Annotated in this window: 21 protein-coding genes, 1 pseudogene and 1 riboswitch; of the genes and pseudogenes, 5 read left to right on the forward strand and 17 right to left on the reverse strand. The window is 42.2% G+C overall.

Annotated elements, in window-relative coordinates; genetic code table 11:
• Nucleotides 1-110 precede the first annotated feature (110 nt).
• Nucleotides 111-3,263: a cadherin-like beta sandwich domain-containing protein gene (locus tag AC0YN7_RS21890; RefSeq protein ID WP_475812159.1), complete on the forward strand. Its 3,153-nt coding sequence runs from the start codon at nt 111-113 to the stop codon at nt 3,261-3,263.
• 438 nt (nt 3,264-3,701) lie between these two features.
• Nucleotides 3,702-5,096 (forward strand): extracellular solute-binding protein, encoded by a 1,395-nt coding sequence (locus tag AC0YN7_RS21895; protein ID WP_475812160.1) that lies wholly within the window; start codon nt 3,702-3,704, stop codon nt 5,094-5,096.
• 315 nt (nt 5,097-5,411) lie between these two features.
• Here AC0YN7_RS21895 and AC0YN7_RS21900 read toward each other — a convergent pair whose 3' ends face one another.
• From AC0YN7_RS21900 to AC0YN7_RS21910, 3 genes are all read right to left on the reverse strand, one after another.
• Nucleotides 5,412-5,930 carry a class I SAM-dependent methyltransferase gene (locus AC0YN7_RS21900; RefSeq protein ID WP_475812161.1) on the reverse strand — a complete coding sequence of 173 codons (519 nt, stop codon included), beginning with the start codon at nt 5,928-5,930 and terminating at the stop codon, nt 5,412-5,414.
• 253 nt (nt 5,931-6,183) lie between these two features.
• On the reverse strand, nt 6,184-6,390 hold the full coding sequence (locus tag AC0YN7_RS21905) for a helix-turn-helix domain-containing protein (protein WP_204820728.1): 207 nt from the start codon (nt 6,388-6,390) through the stop codon (nt 6,184-6,186).
• A gap of 10 nt (nt 6,391-6,400) precedes the next feature.
• Nucleotides 6,401-6,883 carry a DUF2975 domain-containing protein gene (locus AC0YN7_RS21910; RefSeq protein ID WP_475812277.1) on the reverse strand — a complete coding sequence of 161 codons (483 nt, stop codon included), beginning with the start codon at nt 6,881-6,883 and terminating at the stop codon, nt 6,401-6,403.
• A gap of 273 nt (nt 6,884-7,156) precedes the next feature.
• On the opposite strand from AC0YN7_RS21910, the pseudogene AC0YN7_RS21915 reads away from it, so the two are divergent.
• Nucleotides 7,157-7,783, forward strand: a pseudogene (locus AC0YN7_RS21915) (class I SAM-dependent methyltransferase); the annotation flags it as partial.
• 406 nt (nt 7,784-8,189) lie between these two features.
• Nucleotides 8,190-8,402, forward strand: coding sequence for a small, acid-soluble spore protein, alpha/beta type (locus tag AC0YN7_RS21920; RefSeq protein ID WP_475812162.1), 213 nt, complete (start codon nt 8,190-8,192; stop codon nt 8,400-8,402).
• A 195-nt stretch (nt 8,403-8,597) separates the two neighbouring features.
• On the opposite strand, the gene AC0YN7_RS21925 is transcribed toward AC0YN7_RS21920, so the two are convergent.
• Nucleotides 8,598-10,310, reverse strand: coding sequence for a methyl-accepting chemotaxis protein (locus tag AC0YN7_RS21925; protein ID WP_475812163.1), 1,713 nt, complete (start codon nt 10,308-10,310; stop codon nt 8,598-8,600).
• A 79-nt stretch (nt 10,311-10,389) separates the two neighbouring features.
• Nucleotides 10,390-10,474, reverse strand: a riboswitch (cyclic di-GMP riboswitch).
• A 275-nt stretch (nt 10,475-10,749) separates the two neighbouring features.
• On the opposite strand from AC0YN7_RS21925, the gene AC0YN7_RS21930 reads away from it, so the two are divergent.
• Nucleotides 10,750-11,781, forward strand: coding sequence for a BMP family protein (locus tag AC0YN7_RS21930; RefSeq protein ID WP_475812164.1), 1,032 nt, complete (start codon nt 10,750-10,752; stop codon nt 11,779-11,781).
• A 23-nt stretch (nt 11,782-11,804) separates the two neighbouring features.
• Here AC0YN7_RS21930 and AC0YN7_RS21935 read toward each other — a convergent pair whose 3' ends face one another.
• The 13 genes from AC0YN7_RS21935 to AC0YN7_RS21995 all read right to left on the reverse strand — a co-directional run bounded on the left by AC0YN7_RS21935 (nt 11,805) and on the right by AC0YN7_RS21995 (nt 26,465).
• Nucleotides 11,805-12,014, reverse strand: a complete 210-nt coding sequence (locus AC0YN7_RS21935) for a hypothetical protein (RefSeq protein WP_475812165.1) — start codon at nt 12,012-12,014, stop codon at nt 11,805-11,807.
• Between the two features lie 446 nt (nt 12,015-12,460).
• A complete protein-coding gene (locus AC0YN7_RS21940; protein WP_475812166.1) occupies nt 12,461-12,937 on the reverse strand; it encodes a hypothetical protein in 477 nt (158 codons plus the stop codon).
• Nucleotides 12,938-13,312: 375 nt separating this feature from the next.
• On the reverse strand, nt 13,313-13,804 hold the full coding sequence (locus AC0YN7_RS21945; RefSeq protein WP_475812167.1) for a hypothetical protein: 492 nt from the start codon (nt 13,802-13,804) through the stop codon (nt 13,313-13,315).
• A 398-nt stretch (nt 13,805-14,202) separates the two neighbouring features.
• Entirely contained in the window at nt 14,203-14,337 is a 135-nt protein-coding gene (locus AC0YN7_RS21950) for a hypothetical protein (RefSeq protein WP_475812168.1), read from the reverse strand.
• Nucleotides 14,338-14,378: 41 nt separating this feature from the next.
• Nucleotides 14,379-14,996 carry an S-layer homology domain-containing protein gene (locus AC0YN7_RS21955; protein WP_475812169.1) on the reverse strand — a complete coding sequence of 206 codons (618 nt, stop codon included), beginning with the start codon at nt 14,994-14,996 and terminating at the stop codon, nt 14,379-14,381.
• A gap of 49 nt (nt 14,997-15,045) precedes the next feature.
• The gene (locus AC0YN7_RS21960; RefSeq protein WP_475812170.1) at nt 15,046-15,195 is read right to left on the reverse strand and encodes a hypothetical protein; all 150 of its coding nucleotides are present in this window, start codon (nt 15,193-15,195) and stop codon (nt 15,046-15,048) included.
• Nucleotides 15,196-15,288: 93 nt separating this feature from the next.
• Nucleotides 15,289-16,176, reverse strand: coding sequence for a carbohydrate ABC transporter permease (locus tag AC0YN7_RS21965; RefSeq protein ID WP_475812171.1), 888 nt, complete (start codon nt 16,174-16,176; stop codon nt 15,289-15,291).
• Between the two features lie 18 nt (nt 16,177-16,194).
• On the reverse strand, nt 16,195-17,052 hold the full coding sequence (locus AC0YN7_RS21970) for an ABC transporter permease (RefSeq protein ID WP_475812278.1): 858 nt from the start codon (nt 17,050-17,052) through the stop codon (nt 16,195-16,197).
• A gap of 110 nt (nt 17,053-17,162) precedes the next feature.
• Entirely contained in the window at nt 17,163-18,848 is a 1,686-nt protein-coding gene (locus tag AC0YN7_RS21975; RefSeq protein ID WP_475812172.1) for an extracellular solute-binding protein, read from the reverse strand.
• Nucleotides 18,849-18,978: 130 nt separating this feature from the next.
• Nucleotides 18,979-20,616, reverse strand: a complete 1,638-nt coding sequence (locus AC0YN7_RS21980) for a response regulator (protein ID WP_475812173.1) — start codon at nt 20,614-20,616, stop codon at nt 18,979-18,981.
• Complete coding sequence (locus AC0YN7_RS21985) at nt 20,591-22,369, reverse strand: sensor histidine kinase (protein WP_475812174.1); 1,779 nt, start codon at nt 22,367-22,369, stop codon at nt 20,591-20,593. The genes AC0YN7_RS21980 and AC0YN7_RS21985 overlap by 26 nt, the downstream gene beginning before the upstream one ends.
• Before the next feature lie 202 nt (nt 22,370-22,571).
• A complete protein-coding gene (locus tag AC0YN7_RS21990) occupies nt 22,572-24,617 on the reverse strand; it encodes a hypothetical protein (protein ID WP_475812175.1) in 2,046 nt (681 codons plus the stop codon).
• 255 nt (nt 24,618-24,872) lie between these two features.
• Nucleotides 24,873-26,465 (reverse strand): extracellular solute-binding protein, encoded by a 1,593-nt coding sequence (locus AC0YN7_RS21995; RefSeq protein ID WP_475812176.1) that lies wholly within the window; start codon nt 26,463-26,465, stop codon nt 24,873-24,875.
• Nucleotides 26,466-26,481 lie beyond the last annotated feature (16 nt).

Genomic DNA, 26,481 nt, shown 5'->3' on the forward strand with positions numbered 1-26,481 from the left:
TTTAAATGGCCGGAATAGTTCTTTACGCTTATTGACATACCCTGAATGTAAGCGCTATATTCATCTTGTATTTAAACTACATTTACATTAGAGGAAGGAGTTTGATTGAAGTGGGAAGTCCATTTTATACTCTCTTCAAGCAGAAACAACTATCTTTGAAGGCAATTGCTCTCTTTATCTGTTTTGTAATGATGCTGGGTCTCATGCCCAGCGGAACGTTAGGATCGAAAAAGGTGTCTGCGACAGGGGTTAATGTTAAGCTTGATCTGGTCAATCCCAGCTTTGAGGAGCCTCTTGATGCGGGGGGTAATATTCCCGGCTGGAAGCAAACGATTGGAAAAGGCGGATTTATGGTTACCAGCGACAAGAGCTACATAGGCGAGAAGAGTCTCTATTTAGAAGATCCGGATGATAAAAACTACGGTATGCTTAGTGTTTATTTGCCGGCAGAAGCCGGAAAGTCTTTTACGGCAACAGTGAACACGTATGTGCTTGAAGGCACCTCCAATATTTACTTGCAATTTCATAAGGGAGACGCCGCTAAAACACGGATTGATTCCATATCCAAGGGGGAATCCGTCGTCAATGCATGGCGCCCGTTGACAGCAAGCAAGGTTGCTCCAGAGGGTACGGAATATGTGTCCGTGCTACTCTATTCGGGAACGACTCCTGTAACGAAAGCATACTTCGACAAAGTTCTGCTTAGCGTTAATGAGGATGAGCCAACCCCTGTCGACAAATCGGTCCCGCTCGGAACAGCGATCACTTCGGTAACGATCCCGCATGCAGCTTTTGGGAAAGGACCTGCAGGAGAAAACTACATTTATACGACGGCCAACGGCGCGCCGGCCATGTTCTCTGTGCTTAGGGCGGAAACGGGCGAAAGGGTCGCTTCATTCGAGCTAAAAGATGCTGGCTATTCTTGGGGCAGCACAACAGCCCCGAACGGCGACGTGTACATTGCGACACAGAGGGAGGGCATTCTTTACCGCTATCGTCCAGGTGCCAATACGATAGACAACCTTGGAAAAGCGATTTCTTCCGAATCACATCTTTGGACAGTCGTTGCTGGCGATGAAGGACGCATTTACGGCGGTACTTACCCGAATGGCAAAGTGTTCGGGTACGACCCGTCTACAAACGCTTTCACCGACTTTGGAACAATCGCGGAAGGAGAACAATACGTTAGAAGCATCGCCTACGGCGATGGCAAAGTATACGCAGGAACGGGCGCCAACCAAGCCCAGTTGTTTGAGCTCGATCCCGAAACAGGCGCTAAAAAGGCGATTCTGTTGCCAGAAGCGTTTCGCCATCATAAAGAGGTGTATGATTTAAACTTTACGAACGGTTTGCTGTTTGCGCGAATGACATATCAGGATGCCAGCAGTCCGCTTAACAACGTCACACTCGTCTACGACGCCCACGATGGGCAATGGATCGGAGAAATTCCGAACACAACTGGATTGGATGTCTCTCCTGCAGGACCTGACGGAAATGTTTATTTCGTACAAAATAACATGTTGGCCGCGTTCAACGTGACGACACGGGAAACGACGTCAACCGGCTTTAGTATGGAGAATAACGGTAGCAGAGGGTTTGGCTGGTATAATCTGAACTTGCCTGATATGCCTGGAGAAAGCGTCGTCACGATCACCTCAAGAGGCAGAATCATGGCCTACAATCTTCAAACAAAGAAAGGAAGATGGATTGAGGGAGACCCACTCGGGTCAGCGAACACACTTCGTTCCGTCACTACCGGACCAGACGGAAACATTTATGTTGGCGGATATTTGTCCCCGCAGTCGATGACAAGATTTAATATTAATACTTTTAAGATGGAATCGTTGAGCGGAATGGCCCAAGTCGAGGGTATGGGCAGTTTCGGAGATAAGATGTATTTCGGCCTTTACCCAAATGCGTCTGTTTATGAATACGATTCTGGTTTACCTTGGAAAATGTCGGTCAATCCGAGACGCTTGAATATCGAGATAAGCTCCACGCTTCAGGATCGACCGTTTGCATTCGCCGAGGCTGGCGATAAGCTTGCCATCGGAACAGTGCCCATCATAGGCAAACTGGGTGGCGCCTTAACGCTGTATGATCCGGCTGCCGAGACGTCTGAGACTTTCTTTCCCGTGGAACATGAAAGCCCGATGGCACTCGTTTACAAGGACGGTCTGCTGTATGGCGGAACGACGGTTTGGGGCGGCATTACCGCTGAGCCTGTCAAGCAAGACGGCACGCTATTCATCTTTGATATGGCAACGAAACAAAAGGTGTTTGAAATGAATCCGGTGCAGGGGGAACGGGCAATTACTGCGCTTGCCTTCGACGAGAACGGCATGTTGTGGGGCTTGACGAATGGCGTACTATTCCAATTTGACCCTGTAAAGCGGGAGGTTGTCCGGACCAAGACACTTTATCCATTCGCATGGAATGACATCGTTCTGGCTGGCGGTTCTTTGAATTTCCATAACGGCTATTTGTACGGCGAATCGGTGAGTCATATTTTCAGATTGGATCCGGTGACCTGGGAGTATACGACGCTTACTACCGGCAATTACTTTGCCCAAGATGAATATGGCCGCATATTTACGGTTAAAAATTCAACTAATTTGTATATGTACGACGACATTGCCCCTTCGTTCAGTGCGGATGCTTCGCTACAATACGAATGGATGGATGACAAGAGCCTTGTATTGAAATGGCCAGTTAATGCGGATATGAAGCAATTCCAGGTTTTCTATGGCGGCAACAACGTAACACAAATCGGTACGGTGCAGCGTGATGGCGTAAATGGTACGGTTAGCTTAAGCATTCCGGCCGATTCAGCCGCACCAGGCCAATACATGGTAACAGCCATCGATTATGCAGGCAATGTTTCCGTAGAACATTTGTCAGCCGAAGTCATCCCTGCAGGCAGCTCGCTCTTGAAGGCACTTTCTGCCGATACCGGCCAGCTCCACCCGGAATTCGATCCTACTGTTCACAATTATCAATTGAACGTCTGGCCTTCGGTTAAGAAGGTTGCATTAATTCCCGAAACGAAGGATAATGATGCAACTGTAACCATTAATGGCGTTGCACATCAGTCGGGAACCCCTTGGGAAATCGATGTCAAGGCCGGAGAAACCATCACGGTTATCGAAGTTGCTGCGCCCAGAAGTCAGGAAAAAACAGTATACACGGTAACCGTAAATGCCTGTAAAGGGCCAAAGGAAGGCTGCAGCGCCCCGCCTGGACATCAAAATAATAATAAATAATAACGACAATCAAGAATAAACGCTTACCCCATCTTTGACGCTGGCATTTACCGTAGGTTTAGAGCCACTTCCACTATATACTTTTTTTAAAAATACAGCATTGCTGTAAAAGCAACAGCCGGGATTGTATGGTCGTTGGACGGATCACAACATTAGCAGGCGCGAGCAGAGGCTCGCGCCTTTCCTGTTATGCTTGCGATATTTCGCAGTAACCATCGTTTTCTCGTGATACATTTTATTAGCATGGCAACATCGTCAAAGCACCGATCATCGTACACTAGATACACGTTATCAACACAGCGACTATTACAGTGCTGTGTTTTTTGCTCCAGGAGGCAATTGTTAGCTATTAAATGGACGGTTGGATTGGCATCAGAGAACCGATATAATAGGAGGTAATGAATTAATTTGGGAACATGGACGAGAGGTTAAAACAAGATGGCGAAGAAAACGGATCAAAGAACATTCCAGGCTAAGGTACAGCAGTTCGTCGAAGCACTTAAAAGTGATATAGAGAGCGGAGTTTACACTCCGGGTGATTTTTTGCCGTCTGAGGAAACGTTATCAAGGAAATTTGACCTCAGCAACCGGTCGATTCGTCAAGGACTGGATCAATTGGTGCAGGAAGCGCTGATCATGAAGCAGCCCCGCGTAGGCAATCGCGTGGCTTCGAATACGATAGTAAAGGTTGCTTATCGGGACTCACTCATCCGGGATGTAGAATTCGAACGGCTCCTAGCTTTATTTCATAAGCAATACCCCAATATTCAAATTCAGCTTGTTCGCATAGGTGTGTTTCCATCCTTTGCAGACGGGATGGCTCCTTTTTTGGACAATGGGCAAGTAGACATCGTCTTGTTGAACCATTTTGATTTTTGCGACATGCTGGAATCCGACCGCCTGAATATGCTGGAGCCCGTTGCTCCTCAAGCCGGAGTAAACGATAAGTTGAACGGAGCTTTCCAAGCGGACGGCACGCAGTACGCCTTGCCTTTCTTATACTCTCCGGTTGTATTGTGCTATAATCTGGAGCATTTCCGTGAGGCGGGTGTGGCTGAGCCTTGCAGAGAGTGGACCTGGGATGACTTGCGCTTCGCGGCAGGAAAGCTGTCGAAGGGTGGAAGTCGCATTGGATTCTTTTATCATCTGTTATCAATTAATCGATGGCTTGTGTTTTTAATGCAGAACGGGCTTCATTTTACGCGTAAGGATGATGGCGGCTATGAAGTGGATCTGCCCTTGTTGATAGACAGCTTCCGTTTTTCGCGAGACCTGTTGTTCAAAAGCAATGGCATACCCGTATTCGCTTCCGAAACGGAAGAGGAAGTCATGCAAATCTTCCGGGAAGGACGGGCATCAATGTTTTTGGCAACTTATTTTTCACTGAATGAACTGCTCAAGGAAAATATTTCTTTTGAAATCGCCCCTCTTCCACAGGGCAGGTTCGACCAAACGTTGCTGCTCACGACCGGATGGGCGATTAATCGGGCTTCTAAAGAGAAGGAGGCAGCGCTTCTGTTGATGCGTTTCCTTTCATCGCCGGAGGCGCAAGACTTTGTTCATCATACTTCTCTCAGCTTGCCTGCACTCCAGGTTCCCTTTGATCCGGCGCGGGATGAGTGCAGGAATCATCGACCTTCCCGCTTTGATCTTCATCATGAGATCATCTCAACGTATCACTTGCATTCGGAGCTGATGTTACCGCTCAAACGACTGTATGCCTTACGCAACATACTCAAACTGTATTGGTTCGGCATAAAGGATGAACCGACCATTTTAGAGGAAGTGAAAGCTTTATTGGCTCCGGATTGGAAGGGATATATGGGGAACTGAGGAGATCCGGCCTATGATTTTGCCGGCATTTTGTCCACCTATGGCGATGCGCAAGCATTTGAGGCCGGGCTTCGCATCAAGCAGAGAGTGCCCTTCACCATGCAGATTTTTCGGTGTGGGAGTGGCATCCGCATGTGGACGACCGACCGCCGTCATGCAATCGGATAGGAGGCTACCCATTAGTTGGGTAGCCGACCTCCCACAACACCTTACGTACCATTCGGTATACGGTGTTTCCTAAGTTTACGCAGTGACTTGTCGATATAAATCCGAAAAGAATAGGAATCCGAGTCCTTTGACGATAATATTTCCGAGTTAACCCTCTCCTTTGTTTGGCGATGCCCACACCAAATGAACGGTATTAAACTTGTAGCGTTCCATATGATGTATATGAATCGGGTACTGCTGAAAAATATTGATCATATTACGATCCAGATGGCAGCCGATAACGCGTAGGAATACAGGCTCGATGATCTTTTGGGTGCTGCCAATCAATCGGTTTGAACTGAGACCATGCTCCATTAACAAAATTTGACCGCACGGCTTGCACCACCTGCTAAAAGATTCCAACACTCTAACAGGATATTCGTAGCCGCAAAAAGATAATGTCGAGACGATGGTATCAAATGAGTCTTCCTGAAACGAAATAGATTCAATATCGGATTGAATAAATGTGGCGCGAACTTTGCTAGCCGTGGCGGACTCTCTTGCCTTGGATAACATAGCACCGCTGAAATCGACAGCAGTCACATCCACATTTTTGGGGTAAAAGTAAAAATTCGCTCCAGCACCAACAGCTACCTCAAGAACCTTCCCCTTTGCACTCCCGATCAATTTTTCCCGCCATTTCCATTCCGACTGCTTCTTCCTTCTTATTTCGTAAATTTGGATTGATTATCGAATTTACGGATGAGTTTCTCTTTGTCCATAGTACCCTCCTTCAATAAGCGACGATCAGACTTTCAATAATTTAAGCAGATGGTCTGTTGGCAGTTGCGGCAATTGAGCAAGCATGATTTGTATTATGGAACCATCGTTCCCCGTTAGCATTCAATACGGTCGATTATTCATTTAATCCTTGAGTGTCTTAGTCGCTTTTATATTCTAAAATATCTCCAGGCTGACATTCTAAAGCCTTACAAATCGCCTCTAAAGTTGATAATCTAATCGCTTTTGCCTTTCCATTTTTCAATATAGAAAGGTTAGCCATTGTTATTCCAACCCTCTCCGAAAGTTCTGTTACGCTCATTTTTCTTTTAGCCAACATCACATCAATATTGATTATAATCGCCATGTTATTCACCTCAGACCGTCAAATCATTTTCAGATTTTATATCAATAGCCACTTTTAAAAGCTTTTGGAGAACAGCAGCAAAAACGGCAATCACCATGGAGGCAAAAATTATGACCATTCCGATTACTATGATACCTGGGGCATCGTCTTTCTCCGCAATAAAATAGAAGAGTGGCATGCCTACCACATACAAGCCACTGATTGCGATTGCACAGTATTTTATATTTTTTAATACTTGTACAGATAATTCAGAGAAAGCTTTGTTCTTGTCAATATAGCTTAAAAGTTTAAAAGCTTGATACAGAGCAAAGTAAAAAGGTATCGCCGTTGCATACAAATCGATTAAAACGAGATATTTCAAATAAGTATGATCTGGATACAATTCTGCTGCATAATTCGCTATCTCTGGCACCAAAAATATGCACAATGCAAGAACTGGGATTCCAATTAGAATAACAGCTACCTTTAAAAAGAGTGTTGTTCCTCGTTCCATAAAAAGCCCCTCACTTATTATCAAATTTAATTTGACTTTAACACCGAATTTATCGTTTTGCAATAAAAAATTTCTCTTATTAAATATTTTGTTATTGTTATGTAGGTATCCATTTTTAAACCAAAAAAAAGCATTCCTCATTACAAAGAAATGCTCTATAACTGAACTAACCTGCTAGTTGATGGATAATTTTAGGTGGATTTGTTCATAAAAAAACGGTATATTATTTGGGGGTTAATAGCGCAGAGTGTTCGATATGTGTTATTGGGATAACGCGCAAGTCTTTTTGGCGATGTCTCAGGGAAAAAGATGCTGGAGATAGGCTGTGGAAACGGTCAATCCTTGCAATATCAGGGGGAACGCAAAGCATCTGAACTATGGGGTATGGATATATCAGAAAACCAAATCAAAAAGACAAGGCAACACTTGACGGCGTGCGGTCTTTCAGCAAAATTGATCTGTTCTCCCATGGAAGAAGAATGTGGCATACCAGTCGATTATTTTGACTTTGTTTATTCGATTTATGCCATAGGCTGGACCACCGACCTTGAGGGTACTTTTTGCCGGATCGCCTCTTACCTTAAAAAAGACGGTGTATTTATTTTCAGTTGGTCTCACCCTATACACAAATGTGTTGTTGCAGAAAATAATATGCTTGCTTTTAAAAAATGTTATTTCGATGAATCTTGGTATTCGGTATCTCTTGATGAATGTACGCTAACATTATCGGACCGTAAACTATCAACCTATGTGAATGCGTTGGCAAAAGCGGGATTTGTAATTGAGCAAATGATTGAGCAATCTGATGATGAAATTATCTCGCGGGACGATAACAGCGATTTTGCAAAAAAAGCAAAGATGCTTCCTGTAACTCTTGTAGTCAAAGCAAGAAAACTATAGTTCCCCGTTATCTTAATAAATCGTCTCATTAACGAAGAGATTTCTTTAATCAATTCCGCAAAAAAATTTTAATTCCAGCCACGTTTCATACCAAAATGTCTTCTGGTTTTCTGGCTTAACTAATTCGTTATTTTCGCCATCTTTAATCATATATACTTTTCCATTATCAGCCGTAACCTTATCTCCAAACCTATAAACAATATCTAAGCAATATTTTTTATACTCTTCTTCTCGGGTATTCGACCATTCTGATTTTTCGATAGAAAATCTATTTTTAATACCATCGTCCTCCTAGAGCCTTTAGCTATAGTTCTTCATTTATTTCACTTCTAATTCCAATAATTGATGTATAAAAAGCAAAACAATCCACAAAATAACTTCACATCCAGTTAAGGAGTGAACATACATGAGCAGAAAAAGTTTAGTCGTTCCACAAGCACAAGCAGCACTTGACCAAATGAAATATGAGGTAGCACAACAGTTTGGGATTCAATGGTCTCCAGATGGTTACAATGGGAATATGACTACTCGTGATGCAGGTACTATTGGTGGAAACATCACAAGAGCGTTAATTCAAATTGCAGAACAATCTCTTGGCTCAGGGACAAGAAGATTCTAATTTAAAATTTAAAAATACGATTACGGTCGAAGGGACGCTTACAGCATATGCGAACAAAGTGGAGCCCATTCAATTAGCCGGGTTATCAATTTAGCTGTAGAAGTTCATAACAACGAATAGCTGACAGGTTAAAAAACCGCCGTTGGTTTCAACCAACGGCGGTTTTTCATTGCACAGCCTCTAGCAACGGGGCGATCAGCTCTTAAAACGTAAAGTCATATCGTGCAATTCTTGAGCCATACGCGTCAACGCATTCACGGATTCCGAAACTTCTTCCATCGTAGCTAATTGCTGCTCCGAAGCGGCAGCTACACTTTCTGTCTTCGAGAAGGCAGCTTCCGTAATGCTGTTCATATCGTGGAGAGAAGCGGTAATTTCCTCTGTGCCTGCCGACATTTGTTGTGATGCGGCAGATACCTCCTCCATCTGATAAGCCACCTGCTGCACCCCATTCATAATGTTACGGAATGCCTCTCCTGCTTCCTTCATAATCACAGTTCCGTGTTCGACCTCTATGCTGCCTTTTTCCATGGCGACAACCGCAGAACGAGTTTCACCTTGAATTTGCTGAATGATCACCACGATTTGTTCCGCCGATTGTCTGGATTGCTCCGCCAGCTTCCGAACCTCGTCGGCAACGACAGCAAAGCCTCTCCCGTGTTCGCCCGCTCTTGCAGCTTCAATCGCGGCATTCAATGCAAGCAAATTCGTCTGCATTGAAATATCGGTAATAACATCGACGATTTGACCGATTTCATGAGATCGTATACCCAGTTGGTTAACAACCTTGGCCGAATCGTTGACCGATTCTCGGATCAAATCCATTTGGGACATCGCTTTCTGGATCGAAATATTGCCTTCCTGGGCTTCCTTGGAAGCCTCCATTGACATTGCGGATACATTGCCTGAAAATTCTGCAATCCGATTAACGCCGGTAGCCATCTCTTCCATTGCTCTTACGCTTTCGATAGAGCTTTGCATCTGCTGATCGGCACCTCCAGCAATGTCTTGAATGGCCGCAACGACATGATGGGTAGTTTGGCTGGATTGTTCGGAGCTTGCTGCCAATTGCTCCGAGCTTGCAGACAAGTTCTGAGACTCGAGGACGATCTTCGCAATGATTTCTCTCAAGCTAGTGATCATTCCATTGAAATCCTTTGAAAGAAGACCGATTTCGTCTTTTGATTGGTATGTAGCGTTAACCGTTAAATCCCCGTCCTGCGCTTTTGCCATCAATTGCTGAATGGTGCGGACAGGTCTTGTGATCATATTAGAAATGCCGTATCCGATCAAGGAACATAAAATGACGGCAAGTAGGGTAACGACAACGATGATCGATGTAGCCAGTTTGGAGCTTTGAACACTTTTCTCATAAAAGATTTTTGCGTCGTCTTCATTGAACTTAACAACGTTCTCCAGGCTTTTGATCATTTCTGCACGGATCGGCTTGAACGAATTTACATATTCCTTATGCGCTGCTTCTTTTTGATTGGCAACTGCCAAGTTATCCACTTTTTTCTTGGCTTCGTTGTTTTTAGGGATCAAATCGATAAAGCTTTGGTACTGCTCTTGTGCTCTCGAAGACAACGTGATCTGCTCGAGACTTTTTCGTATCACCTGATTTTTATCGCGGGTCTGAACAATTTGCTGTTGAATTTGCTTAATGATAGCCTCGTCTTTCGCCAGCAGCATTTCAAGCTGCAAAGCATCCATTTGCGAATTGCCGAACAAAAGTCCTTCGACCAGGCTGTTCGGAATCAAGGTTTCTTCGTACATAGCACGGGCATTGCTAGCCATCTTGTTCATGACGAAAAAGCCTGTAATACCGATAATGAGTAGGAAAATAATGGAAAGTCCGAGCATTCCCCCGATTTTCGTTTTGATTCGTAAATTCTGAATATATTTCATGATCCAAGCATCCCCCATTAAGATATTGTAAAATAAAAAAAGTCCACCCCAAAAGAAAGGGATGGACGTCCTCCCAATTTTCGGTGACCCGGCTGCCGTAGATCGAAATCCTTAGGCCCGTAGCTTTGCGTCCCCCTCTTTCGAGAAGTATGCCTTTTCGTGATATGGGTATATCTATTGGCCAAAGTATAATATAGCTTTTCGGGATATACAAGACCTTTTTACTAAAAATAAATACTACTTTAGATACCGGTATGTCGGAATTTAGGTCAATTTTCACTGTCTATATAGGGAGTAAAGACCTGCTAACGACGTTATTTCGCAATTATTCGGTTTATTCCCCTTATTTATCTTCGGCATAATTTGACAAAAAGTGAAGTCTAGTTTATTCTCTGATTTGTCCGGACAAAACTACTTTTTTGGAAACGAGGGGTACATCTTGAGAAAATTACTATCGAAATTGGCTTTGTCGAGCTTGGCTATGGCACTTGTATTTTCATCCGGTTTGTCTACCGCAGAAGCTAGCAAGGACCCGTCACACACCAATAATAAGAAAGCAAAAGTTGCATTGTTGATTCCAGGTTCCTCCAAGGACGGCGGGTTTATGGAATCTGCTTACCGTGGATTAGCGAAGGCAGAAGAGGATTTCAGAATCAAAGCGACGTTTGTGGAAAATATCCCGCATGACACTGCGCAAATTGCGGATGCATTGCGCAAATTGGCCAAGAAAAACCCGGATATGATCATTGCTCATGCAGGGCAAAGCTCGGAAGCCGTGAAGTTGGTAGCTAAAGAATTCCCGAAAATAAAATTTGTTAATACACAAACGAATTTGACCGGCGATAACCTGTCCAGCTATCAGGTAAAACAGGAAGAATCCGCATGGCTGGCAGGTGCAGCTGCAGGACTTCTGACAAAAACGAATGTGGTTTCTCATATTTCCGGTGCACGCGTAGGTCCCGGTCTATTGGGACGCGCAGCATTTGCTGACGGTTTGAAATACACGAATCCTGAAGCAACATTCCTTACCACGTTTACAGGCGATCAAGAAAACGCCGCTTTGGCAAAAAGTGTTGCGCAAGCACAAATTAACGCGGGGTCGGATATGATCTTTACTATGTTGAATAAGGCTCGTTCCGGTGTTACGGAAGCGGCACGCGAGAATGGCGTGTATCAATTCGCTAACGTTCGTGATTATTATGCCGATGCACCCGATGTTTTCATTGGATCTGCGATATCGGATGCAAGCTTGACAGTATATGGAGCAATTAAAGATTTGACGGAAGGCACGTGGAAGCCGAATACAGTGAAAAAAATCGGACTTGAAAATCCGGATGCCGTTCGACTTGCCCTGTCACCTTTTGTTCCACAAGACGTGAAGGATAAAATTGTAGTGTACGCCGAAAAAATCGAATCAGGTGAAATTGTTATTCCTTCAGAATATACCGGTCCTGAATTTCCAGCTAACTAGGGCTGCGTTCGGAAAATGAATTGCTAAGTGAGTCTCTTAATTCGTATATTAAGCACTTCTTTAATCCCGAGAGGGGTTAGAGAAGTGTATTTTTTTTCATGTCCGATCGTTTCATCTTTAACCAACCGGGTGAAATCCTGTGAATAAGCGAGCATTCGTGAGAACATCATATCGTACCAAGGGAGCTTAATAATAAACAGCTGCTGCGGCATACTGCTCCTTGTTTTGTTCAACTAACGTTCCCCGGTAGCGTAAAAATTCGCCTTACTTTTCCTTCTTCATTTCTTCCTCCTTTTTTTTGTAGTATCGGTCTATAGCTTCCTTTTCCAAATCGCGCCTAGGTAATTTAGAGTTAATTCTAAGAAGGATTAAAATAATTATTAAAAGTAGAAAGACGATAATAAAATGCACCTGAACCATCTCCGCCCATAATTAAATACTATGTCTTACATTTACCATATTTAAGAAAAAAACTGACCAGAACTCCGTTTCTTCAACAAACAAAAAAAGAGCTGCATCGAAGCAAGCTCCTTAACTAACGTTCGCCGTTAGCGGATTAGTAATTTCCAATTTCTTCGTGTGGCGATACGAATCGTCATCACGACTTTCAAGCCCAAACGGTAGATGCACAAGATAGAATCCGAAAATCAGCTTCATATTGTAAATATTCACTAAAACCCTATTTTTTGCGTACATTCGCATTTAGAATATTTCTGCATTTTCTAATTTTTTGTTTGATTTGCTTATTTTCAAAAAAATAAACCTCTGTCCCTGACCAAATAAAAACCCAACACACAATGCTTAAAACTCCTGCAATATAGGCATGAGTTGTTGAAAACTTCAAGAATATCATCCCAACAATAATACCAAGCACAAATAAAACAATAGCCTTTTTGACATTTCTAGCATATGTATATTCCTCTTCGTTCAAGATGTTAGAAAAACTGTTAAATGTGGCAGCCTGCAATGACTTTTCGTCAAAATCATTCTGACCTAAAAAAAATATTTCTACTTCTTTTCTTCTACCACTGTGTTGCTTTGACAAAATAAAATCTTCAAGATCAGAGCTTAGGTGGACATCATCTAACCTATAGTATCTTGAAAACGGAGTATCCGTTTCGTCTAAATAGATATTTATACTTAATTCTTCTCTCATATTAACCACCCTTTAACTCCAATGTACTAGTTGAAAGACAACCTTTTATCAGTATGGTCAAAATAGCAACAATTCTTACGAAAACAGCGTAATTCTAATAGCTGTAATCAATAACCTTCAATGTTTTCTCATGCAGCTTGAAAATGATTTGGAAGCGTTCCGCTTCAGGCAAACTTTGGTCATATCTCAATTTCTCCGTGTAAGTCAATATAACGGTCAACGGTGTTTTTAAGTGTGGGCCATATTGGAATGCATTTTCCACAGTTCCATTTCAACTTCGGTAAAACAAAAAGACACTGGGGCGTCTATAATCCCCAATGCCTTATCATAAATATTATAAATAAATAATCTATAACAGAATAAGTGCCTTTGTCATTACGGTCGAGATCGCAACGCTTTGAGATACCACTGCTCTTTTGCAGGCCGATCCCTTGTGAGAAGCCATATCTCCGTAAATGCAGCAGAAGGTGTTGCAATTTTGTCCCAAGCCTGATTAAAATCACTCCAGCCGAAGCTGGGGGACAGATTCCGAATAAGCAGGGCCAGTGGATAGTCTGAGCTGTAGCCGGCGCTTTTAGCTTCTTTTCGCAAAACTAATTGATTTAACGATTCAATCAGCGTATCGATCGACTCAATACAAATAATGGAACGATGCTCCCGCTGAAACAATTGACGTGCCTCCTGTTCACTGTAGAACAAGTGTGTAATTTCCAGTCCCAACTTGTTCCCCCGGCTATCCATCAGCACAGCGTCTGGCTTTTCCTGCTGATAAAGCAATCTTAAGCGATTGTCCGCAGTTTGGTTGTACAAGCTAATAAACTGATCAACCGCCTCGCGCTCTAGCTTTTTTTTCGTGCTGTCCGCCATGTCCCATTCACCTCACTGCCAATAAAAACATTGTATGGAGTGAAACTCCGCTCATACACTCATTTTATCATGTATATTACTCGGATTCACGACTAACTTTGTTAGTACTGCTCATAAAAGTGATGGTTTGCATCGGCTAGTTTCAAATATTGAAACTAGATGCAGCTAATGCCTTTGTTGAGGTTAATTAGATTCAGAATCTGAATCTAATTGGGGAAAATGTGTTGAATTTAGATATGAGCAGGTCATTAGTTTCAAATGTTGCAATTAAATGTGCAGGATGGACTCTATAACAAGAATTATACTCAAGAAATGAAACTAAAAAAGTAGGTCCGCAGAAGATATGTAGGGTATTCTTGAGAATCGCTACATTTACATCAAAGTCGCTTATCTAGAGCTTAAACAGGTGTTCCTTTCATAGAAAAGTGAAGAGAATAAGTATCAAATTCCGCGGCTAGCTCGTTAGTTTGATAAACGTGCAAAATGGCGGTGCAGGAATAGTCTCCTGCACCGCCACTTTGTTTCATGCTCATTCATTGCCTTCCCCTAAGTTCCCAAGACTCAAAGATGCAGCCTAATCCGTTTCTGAGCTGGCATCCAAAATAGAAAGGATCACCTTTACAGCCTCTGCGCGCGTAGTTAATTCGTTCGGTTTAAACCAATTATTACCTTTTCCTTGCAACAAGCCTGCATGGACAGCAGCTGCAATAGACGGTTCGGCCCAACCCATCATTTCTTTCGAATCGTTAAACGCAGTGCGGGGAACATCATTTGTATCCAGCTTTAATGTTCTGGCTATGATTACAGCAAATTCGCTGCGTGTAATGTCTCTTGTTGGCCGGAAGGTTTTGTCAGGATAGCCGGATATAATCCCCCTTTCTACCAACGCTAAAACACCCGCATGAGCCCAATCCTGAATAAGATGCTGATCTTTGAATATAACTGTGTTTCCTTTGGGATATAGGTCCATCGCTTTTGCCAGCATTACAGCAAACTCTTCCCTTGTGACTGATCGGTCTGGGCGAAAGGTACGATCCGGGTAGCCATCCACAAATCCTAATTCCAACGCACGTACAATATATTCCTCTGCCCAATGTCCGGCAATATCCTTTAATTGAACTTGAATCTGCGGTTCTTGTACATCAATATAACAATTCTTAGAAGTTATTTTTGCTGCACTTGATGAACCCAATCGGTTTCACATAGTCGTACTCTTACCCAATGGATAGCAAAAAGGCTTCTCACCAAGTTCGAATTCGAACCCGTGAGAGGCCTTCTATTTCAATGAGGGTCATTATTGCTTCTTTGGCAACTGGTAATGAAATTACAACCGGAGCTGCAAATGGCTGAGCTGCCTGCTCTTTACCTTCATTTGTCCATTTCACTAGCACTTCCCATACTTCTCCCGGCAATGAAACATCGGCATACTATTTCTTTGCTCACCAATGGATCACTCTAGATGTGCCCTTTATAATTACTTTCCATCATCCTTTAACACTACCGAGTACAATCCCCTTCATAAAATAACGTTGCAGAAATGGATACACAATCATGACAGGCAATGCTGCTACAAAAATTTGCGCTGCTCTACCAGTACGATCACTTATCCGTAAATAGAGCTCTGCTTCCTGTGCTGTCATTTGTGTTAACTGTTTTGTTATCACATTCGTCTGCAAAAAAGTTTGCAGGGGGTAATGTTCCGGCTGGTTCATGTAAATCAGCCCGTCAAACCAGCTATTCCAATGGCCAACAATAGTAAACAACAATATAGTCGCTATAGCTGGCATTGATATAGGAGTGAAAATACGCCATAAAATTACCCAGTGGTTAGCACCGTCCAATTTTGCTGATTCTTCAAGCTCCTTCGGCAAGCCGCGAAAAAAGTTAAGTAGAAGTACCACATTAAAAACAGGTACAGCTGCCGGCAATACAAGCGCCCATAACGTATCAATCAAACCTGTCTCTTTGACAAATATATATTGTGGAATGAGCCCGCCGCTGAATAACATCGTAAAGACAAAAAACCATACATATACAGTACGCATACGGAACTGCTTACTTTCCTTGGATAACGGATAAGCAAGCAGTATGACCAATAGCATGTTAATAGTTACTCCCAGAAGCACCCTCTGAATCGACACAATAAAAGCAGCTAAAAATTCTTTTTTTCCGAATACATGCTGGTACGAGGCCATTGTAAAATCTACCGGCCAGAGCTTTACTTGCCCAGCAGCTACAGCTGAAGCCGAACTGAAGGATAATGACAGCACGTGGATAATCGGAAAAATACAACTAAGAGCAATTACACTCAGAAAAATATAGTTGAAAATCGTGAACACCTGATATCCGGTACTTTTCCGAGAAGTCTGCAATCGTTTGTCCCTCCCTCTTCAAAAAATACGATAGTTTGCAAAACGATATGCCATCGTATACGAAACCGAGATCAATATAAGGGCAATCACGGATTTAAACAGGCCAACCGCTGTTGCTACACTGTATTGAAATTGCTGTAATCCTAGCCTATACACAAAGGTATCGATGATATCTCCTGTTTCATATACCTGAGGACTATATAAGTTGAAGACTTGATCGAAGCCCGCATTTAATACATTACCAAGGCTGAGTGTCGCCATTAATATAATAATCGGTATCATACCTGGCAGAGTCACATTCCATGTTTGTTGCCATCGATTTGCTCCATCAATCTCAGCAGCTTCATATAACATCGGATTAATGCTTGTTAACGCGGCTAAATAGACGATCGTACTGAAGCCAAACTCTTTCCATACATCAGACAGGACGATTGTAAAGCGGAACCAGCGATTATCGCCAAGGAAATAAATGGGGTCGACGCCAAACCAACCTAGTGCTTGATTGATGATACCGGATGTAGGAGATAATAAATCGATTAGAATTCCGCCCAGAATGACCCAAGACAGAAAATGAGGCAAATAGACCAACGTTTGAAATGTTCTTCGGAATATATTCTTTCGCACTTCATTTAGCAATAATGCCGCAATGACTGGAACTACAAGCCCTATCGCTATTTTCATAACAGCAATACTAATCGTATTAATTATGATGCGTGATGTGTCTTCCATTAAAAACAGGTACTTGAAATTGTCCCATCCTACCCAAGGCGAACCAAAAATCCCTTTAGCAGGCATAAATTTTTTGAATGCAATAATCGCACCAACCATAGGGCCATAACAATATACAAGTACAACAACAAGACTTGGCAGAACCATCAAATGCAGTATTCCATTATGTTTCCATTCCTTGATCAACTGCTACCACCCCCAGAGAAAAGAAGAGGGAATCGAATGATTCGCCTCTTGCCGCTGCAAACGGTTTCCTTTTACTTTATTGTTTGATACCATTCATTTACTTCGGTTGTTATCTGATCACCGCCGAGACGTTTCCATTCCGCAACAAACTTATCATATTCATCCACATTTACAGATCCCATAATAATCTTAGTCATCATTTCTATCTGTTTGGCTTCCAATATGCCCCACTTTTCCCCTATAGTTTGGGTTGGCGCTCCATAAAATTCGTTATAGTGGAATAAATCTATCTTATATGCGTCATACATCATTGACATCGTTCCACCTTCGCCAGCAATCATATGCTGCAGCCAGTTGGGACCCGTTATAATACCTTCCTTATACTGCTTAGCATTTTCATACCTAGCCAGTCTGTCAACATCTTCTCCGAGTATGGAAGGATCGTTAGTACGCAGTGCTCTTGGAATTAAATCTCCAGACATCACTATATTATCCTGGGAGAATACGACAATCGGGTTTAATTCGTAGAAGAACTGCCCTTTATCTACTTTGTCTTTTCCGAATATCAATGTTTTGTTATCTGGGGTTGGATTTACTTGCGATTCAATCCATTCATTCAACAATTTAAAAACTGCCTCTGGATGCTTAGCTTTTTTATTAATGACATAGAATTCAGGTACTGAAGCGGTAGTAGGGCTGAGAGCAGGTTGACCATCGAGACCAGGGATTGGATAGGCTGCCCATTCCTGAACGAGCTTGCCGTCCTTCACAGCACCGCTATGAAGCACTGCACTATGCCAGAAATCGCCATAAAATAAACCTACCTGTCCGTTAACTGCAAGCTCTAATGCTTTGCTATTATCCTTAACGCCAAATTCCGGATCGATTTGTCCTGATTGGAACATGTCCTGCAGCTGCTGCAGTGATTTCTTCATGCCGGAATCTAGACCACCATATACTAAATTTCCTGCATCATTCTTCACCCATTGGTTTGGATATAGACCATAGCCGCTAAAGTAACTTGATAAATAAAGCTCTTTAGACAGCATCAACCCATATGATTTGCCTTTCCCCTGAGAGTCGCGTGACGCAAACGCCTTCGAAATCGTTACCATATCCTCAATCGATTTAGGCTCTGGCAGGTTCATTTCTTTCAGCCAATCCTGACGTACCCATAGGAAACCCATTCTGTTATACGGACTATTCGTTACAGGAATAGCCATCAGCTTATCTTTGAACGTTGCTGTATTTAACTGCCTGCCACTATCTTTGGTAAACTCTTTTTTCGTACTCTCAGAAGCATACTGATCCCATAACGTAGTAAGGTCCATAATCATATCATTGTCAATTAGTTGCTGAAGATCGGAAACAGAAACCCTAAAGAAATCCGGTAGATCATTGGAAGCGATAGCAATTTTCAATTTGGCTGCATATTCATTCGTAACGGTCCATTTATTTTTTAATTTAATTCCAAACTTATTCTCGTAGTAATCATAAATGGCGTTTTTATCAATACTCTCGCCCTCATCAAAGAACTGCTCAGCTGAAATCGAACGAATTGTGGTCAGTTCAATTGGCGGATCATACTTGCCAAACGTATCAATATCCTCTGGTATGCCCTTATTGTCATCCTGACCCTGCTCTTGCGAAGAAGTGCTGCCCGTTTCCTTGTTCTTATCGTTAGCACTGCTACAAGCTGCTAGCATCAAACACATCAAAACAGTAATAATTAAAAGCAGGATTCTGGCACGTTTCATGATTTCGATCTCCCTCTCCATATCTCATATTTAAAGTTGATATAAGAACGTTCTCATTTATAATGATACGTGCTGTGCTGCTATAGAACTAGATTCACCTTCTTACTCTGCGTTACAATTTATGACTTTCTTATGAATCGCGGTATTCCTGAGGGGTCATATGCGTTATATTTTTAAATAATCGAATAAAAGATAATCGGGATTCATAGCCGACCTCACCCGCAATTTCGTATATTTTCATAGTAGAATGTTTAAGTAATTGCTTTGCTTTCGCAATACGACAACGCTGAATATAATCAGACAACCCGATTTCGGTAGAGCCTTTATAAAGACGAGACAAATAAGAAGGATTAAGCTGCACAAGTTCAGCAATCCGATTGACGGTTAAATCCTCACTCAGATGGTTTTCGATATATTGATTAATCCAACTGACGACCTCGTTGTCATATTGGACCTGCGGAGCTGTTCGATGAACGAATATTTCAGCTGACAAGGAGCAGAAATAGTGCTGGATCTCTTCCAAGGACGTATCAGGATCAATGCGAAACAATTTATCTAGATTTACTTTAGTAAACCATTCCTCTTGCATAGGATGAATGTTAAGAAAGGATAAGAACAAAGAGGCTAGCATATGGTACAATTCCAGTTTATAAAAGCCGCTAACAGGCTCCTTAATTTCCATCGATACAACCTTTTGGAACAACTCATCGAATGAGCTCTGTTGCCCAACCTCCAAATAATGCCGCAGTAAGCTGAAATTGTGCGTTTGCTCCTTATGCAATGTCTTCGCCTGCTCCATCTCTGTATGCGTCGCCGATACATTCCTATCTGCATTTGCTTCAACTCGCACCATAAGGCAAAGGCCACTGCCTACCCCTCTTGCACCTAACAGCAATGATCGAATGGCATCAAACCCATATGCTAACTGCTTCCATGGAATAGCACGATCTAGATAGGCTAATGTTAGGGAAACTCTTAATAAGGTCCGGCAGTTGTCTTGAATTTTATCTAATACGGTTTGTACAGCTTCTGAACTAGCCAAATGTTCTACAGGCTGCATAATCCATATAATTTTTGACTCGTCATAGGGTAATGAAATAAATGCAGAGGATCTCCCTATACATTCGTCTCCTACATTCTGGACGGCATAAGAAAGCAGCTTGCGCTCCTCCTCACGCCACCTGTCCCAAGCATCTATCCGGCCAATAAGCAGCTGGATAGGTTGATGAGCATCCATTTGAACATTCCACTCTTTAAATAAATTCGCTCGGCGCTCGACTGAATCTAGTTCCCTACCTTGTAGCTGTTCCTTGATGTAGCTTTGAATAACAACAGGCACGAGTCTAGTATGCTGCATATCTGCCTCGTACAGCTTACGCTTTGTCTCATACTCCTTATCAAGAGCCTCGGAGGCATTTTTTACTGTTTGTACAATGACTTCATTAGGCTCAGTTTTGAGCAGATATTCAAATCCTCCACCCGACAAAGCACGTTTCGCATAATGGAATTCATCATAGCTAGTTAGAAATATAACTTTGCAGAGCGGCTGCAGCAGCCGGATTTCATGGAGCAGCGCAATTCCCTCCATTCCTGGCATACGAATATCTGTAAGTACAATATCTATGTGATGCTGACGCATAATATCTAATGCATCCATCGCAGAATATGCTTCATGCAACTCTAGCTCTACTTGCTGTTGGTTAGTAAACAGCTTCATCAGACTCTCGACAATAATAGGCAAATCATCGACTATAATCATTCGATACATGGTCTGCTACCTCCGATTGTTGTAAAATAATACGAATCTCCACACACATTCCGCCTAGTGCAGAACGAGTGACGTAAATTCCGGAAGTTCCACCGTACATGAGCTGAATTCTCCGATGAATGTTCATTAATGCAGTTGTCTCACCCGCTTCATTGGCTGATTCAGCCAGCAACCTAAACTGCAGCTCACGCAATTTTTGATCGGTTAACTGCTGCCCATTGTCGTCTACCATAATAGATATTCCATTACTGTGATCCTCACAATGAATCCACAATTCTCCTCTAGCATCCGTTTGCTCTTCAATCGCATATTTAAAGGCATTTTCAAGCAGGGGCTGCACAACGAATCGAGCAATTGTCAGTTGCAAGTGCTTCTCCTCCAACTCCTCAAACTCTATATCAATCTTTTCTCCGTAACAGATTTTTTGAATTTCAATATAAGCCTGAGCATGCTGCATTTCTAACTCCAGAGGTATCTCCATCGCATCATTGCGTGTAATAAATCGAAAATAGTTTCCAAGATGCCCAGAAAACCTCACTGCTCTTTCCTTATTTTCCGCCTGTATGAGATGATTCAAAATAAAAAAGCAATTATATAGAAAATGTGGACTGATCTGTGATTGAAGAGATTTCAATTCCGATAATTGATTGCGAACATCCCGTTCAAACACTTCATGTATCAAAACCTCCAGGCGAGACACCATATTATTGAACCGCAAAAACAAATAACTAAATTCATCGCGCCTTGTTTCCACTTCAATCGTAACAAGATTACCTTCCTCGACCTGTCGAAAGGCTCTAACCAGCTTTCTTAACGGAAAGTGAATGACTCGATATAAGGATACAGAGAAAATAGCTATTACCATTACCGACACAAGTAAAATTATTTTTGTCCAATTTTTATATAGGTTCAAAGGGCCTAGCAAGCTCTCTTCCTTTACATAAGCAATTAACGCCATGTCTATTGATTTCATTTTTCGATAAGAAATGAGATGCTGCTTTCCTTCAATATTCATCGTTTCCACATGTGATTCTTCCAGAAGATCAGGCGAGGAGTCACGTACTACTTCCAGTACCTGCTGTGCCGCCGCACTTGTATCATTGGTTACCATCCAATCTTTCGATAAGTGAATTAACATTGAATTTCCATGCTCAGACGTTACAACATCTCTCATATCTCTTGCTAGATTAGTCCTGTCAATTTCAACAGCTATTAAAAATACAGGCTCGCGAACATTCATTACTCTCGCAGGATAGCGCATACTGATAAATAATCTTTCGCCGATTGGCGTAACCGCAGATTCATTGGCAATAAGGGATAACACCTCATACTCCTGTAGAGAGACAGACGTTAGAAAGTCATTGGTTTCTAACGTACGGCTGATTTGCGGCATAACGACGTTTATATCCTTAATCAAACTTGAAGAAGCTTGCAATAGCTTCAATTTATTTTGAATAGCTAATATTTTTCCTGTCCAGCTGAAACGATCTGTTGTTGTATCTGTAATCGATAATTCAATCAACTCTTTATCAGCGACAAACTCAAACAAGCTTTGTGTAATTCGATTCATTTCCGTCTCTAGAGAGTGCATATAAAATGCATCTCTGCTTTGTACCGATTTTGTAATTTCCTGATAAATACTCCTAGTTGCCAACGTATTAGTCCATAGTGTGACTAGATAAAATGAGAGAAGTATAGCAAGCAAAAATAATAAAATCTTCTGAGTTATTGTAATATTTAATCGCTTCACCACACTCAAGCCCCCCCATATGTATTTTTCTCCATAAGCAGCAAAAGAAGAGGCCGCGTTAGCGCCTCTTTTTGAAATATAGGAAAGTATAAGTTTCCACTTACACCCATGCCTATATTTTTACGAGAAACCGATCGTCCTTAGACAAGGACGATCGGTTTCTTCATAAATTTAGCTTTCATCGTATTTCTTTATTAAAAGCTGGTTATAATGGTTCATCAGTAAATCTCAGTATCACTGGATGTAAAGTTGTACGAGCACATGAAAAGCTCATGTTATATTTATTCGTTTCTCTTTCAATCCACTCCATATCTTCTAGCAACATCCTTTTTCCGTCATCATTTAATGTATACACGTATTTCTTCTTCCACGAAGAATCGATCACAAGACTCAGCTGCTCCATTGGATCCAAGCTCATATTAAAGATTACAGCCAGCTTGTCACCTGTGTCTTTGTTCTCCTGAGCACTGACAAATACATTCGGATTTTTATCTGCATATACAGGAAGATTTCGTCCAGCCAACCACTCAATGATACCTCTGAACTGTTCTTTCCGTTTATAATTATATATAGAAGCGGAGTGGTTAAGATGCAGATTGTAGGCGTTTATCGCTATACGACCGCCTAGACGGTTAGTAAAAATAACCGTTGCTGGTGCAACCACATGTTCATTTTCATCAACAAACTCTGATAGCACCTTCGCCGATTCATCCAGCCCCCCTAGTTGGAATAAAACAGATTCCTGATGAACAGTCGCGGCCAAATTTGTAAAATACATTCGTTCTCCAGAAGTATTTTCCCGCCAAACCGTATGCTCTGTCAGCCTTTCATGGGTAATGTTATCCGTATGGGAGCCTTCCAGCTTCGTAACCTCAGCTCCTATTAAATCCCCAAAGCCTTTCTTGCAAAGATAAAAAGCTGCTAGACCATCAAGAAAAGCACCACCTGATAGAAGCTCCATTAGTTCGTCATTGGACAGATCAAGAACTTCTTCTCCACAAATCATTACTGGTCCCGTCTCCGATTTAATCGAATAAGGAATTCCAAACCTGCCGAGTACAGAAGCCCAAGCGGGATTTACCTGAATAGGAGCTTGATTGCCCATTATTGGACGATATGCATGTGCAAAAGGTCGATATAAAATCCTTGGCCCTACTAATTGGGCACCTCTTACAGAACGCTTCAGTTCAGTAAAAAATGACCTGCTTCTGCCTACCATCTTGAAATAGCCTTCCTCTTCAAGAGGTCCATCCGTATACTGCGTCACATAGGTTTGCGACCCATCAAGCCCGTAGAATAAAGCAAGGGTTATTAATGAACGCAGCTTAGCCGTAGAGAAGAAAAAGCGAGAATGCGGATAGGGGTCCGATTCATGAATAAGCTCTATACCATCGCCTATAGTCTCCTTGGAATGCAACAAGTGAAAGGTCAACGCTGGAAAGTTATCGGCCACATCACTATGATAATCACTTCCAAATAAACGTACTAAAGGTTTTGTATCGCCAGCAAAGGCTCTTGCAACTGCTTCCGTAAAATCTCCATCAAAGTCGCAGGTATAAGGCTGGCACAGTGCCATCCTGGTTGTTGGAGCCACCTCATCTACAGCTGTTCGTACGCTGCCGGCAAGTTCAGCTAAGGAGTCCCTCATCAGCCTTGCCCATGCTTTGCGATAGTCTACGGATTGCTCATCGCCATGACGAAATACCGCTTCTAATTCTTCCCGGGATAAAATATGGTTTAGCCCCATCTGCTCAGAAAAACGCTTCAGGTGCAAAGGGCAAAAGCAACCGTATCTCACTACATCATGATTACTAACTTCATAATCATCTTCAAAAAAGATAAAAGGAGGGCTGCCTCTTCTTGCAACCGTTTGAACATAACCGCTTAGAAGCTCTATATATCGCTTATCCAAAGGACAATTGGCTCTTCTCGAAGCAGCACCATCAATGCCAATTATTTTTTGATAGGTATTCTCCTCTGGTCCAACAGATAATGTTGGGGAGCACCACCATCCCACTTCAATTGCTTCATTAGCCAGCCGCTGCCGTACGTCTAATATGAGATCGCCAAATTTTTCAAAGGCAGTCTGTGCTGACGACTGTTTGGACTCTCCATTCCACTGCGGAAAGACAATAATAAATTGATTCAATCCCGCTTCTTTCTTTAGCTTGCGCATGGTATCGAGCATTTCTTCCTTCTTTTTTTCAATAAATAAAAAAGGAACGAATGAATTAAATTCAGCAGCTGACATCTTAAATCCTCCCTTTTCATCACCAAATAAAGCTTAAAGCTCCAATCGCTGCAACATCGAATGCAATATGCTATCAGTATATAAATTTAAAGGCGAGGTTACTAGATTCATCTCCTTACATTAGGTTACATTTCATGACATCCTTGACTGCATAAGTTCTATGGACTTAACTACTGTAAAACAAAAAGACACTGGAGTGTCTATATCCCCAGTGCCTAGTCCTGTTGTTCTCTCTGAGTAACACTCTAAACTGGCTTACTTAATATTTGCATCATCCAAATACTTTACCCACTGCTTAGCGTATTCCTCTTGAATTTTATCAAGACCAGCTTGTTTCGCCTTTTCCATAAATAACTTCAAGCCTGCTTCAACATCATCTACTAGACCAACATTCAATGGATATAGATATTGTTTTTCAACTTGTTCAACGGCTGCCTTCTCTGCTTGATAAGGCGTCCAATCCTCGCCGAAACCTTGGAAAATATTCGGCTTTGCTATCTTATCCATTTCTTCGAACATGACTAGCACTTGGTCAAAGCTCTTATCATACAACATTAAATCTGGATTTCTCCATGCCCATCCATTCATGCCTTCTCTTGCAAAGCCATTTGATTGAGCATCACCAAGCATTTGGTATTTTCCATCTACAACTTCAAAGTTCGTTCCTTCGACACCGTATTGCGTCAGCCAATTGTAGCGTTTATCAGTAACCATTTTCTCATAAAATGCAAGTGCTCTTTCTGGATTTTTACTGCTACGTGGAATTGCAAAACCATTATGAATCGGGTGAGCCGGTGAAGAGAACCCTTTGATATTTGGATATGGAGTATAACCAAGCTCCCAATCCGGGTGCAGTGATTTCACTTTGGCAACAGAATCAGCAAAGCGGTTTGGATTCTCACTTCCTAAAATTACTGCTGCTTTACCAGCGGCGAATATATCATGACCACTGTCTTTCATGTTCAACATATTTTTCGGTAAGAACCCTTTTTCTGACCATCTCTTGTACATTTTCAAAGTTTCCAAATGCGCCGGGGAGCCCCAATAGGAGGTTACGTCTCTCAGTTTGTTATACTCGATGTTAAGTCCATATGGAACTTTATCGTTCGTATTCACTGCTTGAGTTGTCATTTGACGGACGGGCTCTACATGACTGATTTCAGTATCCGCCAGAGGTCTCATATCCGGTTCATTCGCGCGAATACCATCTAAATACTGCTCTAGTGTTTCAAGGGATACAGGTACTGGCAAATTATACTTTTTGCGCAAATCTTCACGATAGGCAATACCATCATTTACATACTCTTTCCAAGTCGCTGGAACTGTGTAAATTTTCTTGTCTACCTTAACTGCTTCCCACATATCCTGCGGTACAAATGCTTGTAGTGTAGGCGCAGCCTTCGGTAGAAGTTCGTCTAGCGCAAGGAAAGCACCTTTCTTCGCATAGGACTGGTAATTCACCCACTCTGCCGTAAAGATTAGGTCAGCTTGCTGCCCTGAGGACAATAGGAGCTTATACTTCGCATCATAATCTGTCCATGTTGTGAAATTGAATTTGACGGTAGCATTCAAATCTTCTATTGCCATTTTGTTGATTTTATCCTCAATGATCTTCAAATCCTTTGGTGCATCGCCAAGCATATAGAACTGAAGTTCCACTCTCTTCGATGTATCGATGCCTGTTGACCCCTGCGGTGTAGGAGATGACTTGCTTCCAGCATTGTTTGTATCTTTTTCTTGTGGTTTTTCCCCCGTTTCCTTCGCATTATTACTGCACCCCGTCATGACCATAGAGATTAAAAATACCAAGGTTAAAACTGATAAGACGATCCTTTTCCCTTTTTTCATGTAAATCCTCCTTTTA

This window comes from Paenibacillus sp. J31R122 (genome assembly GCF_056269185.1).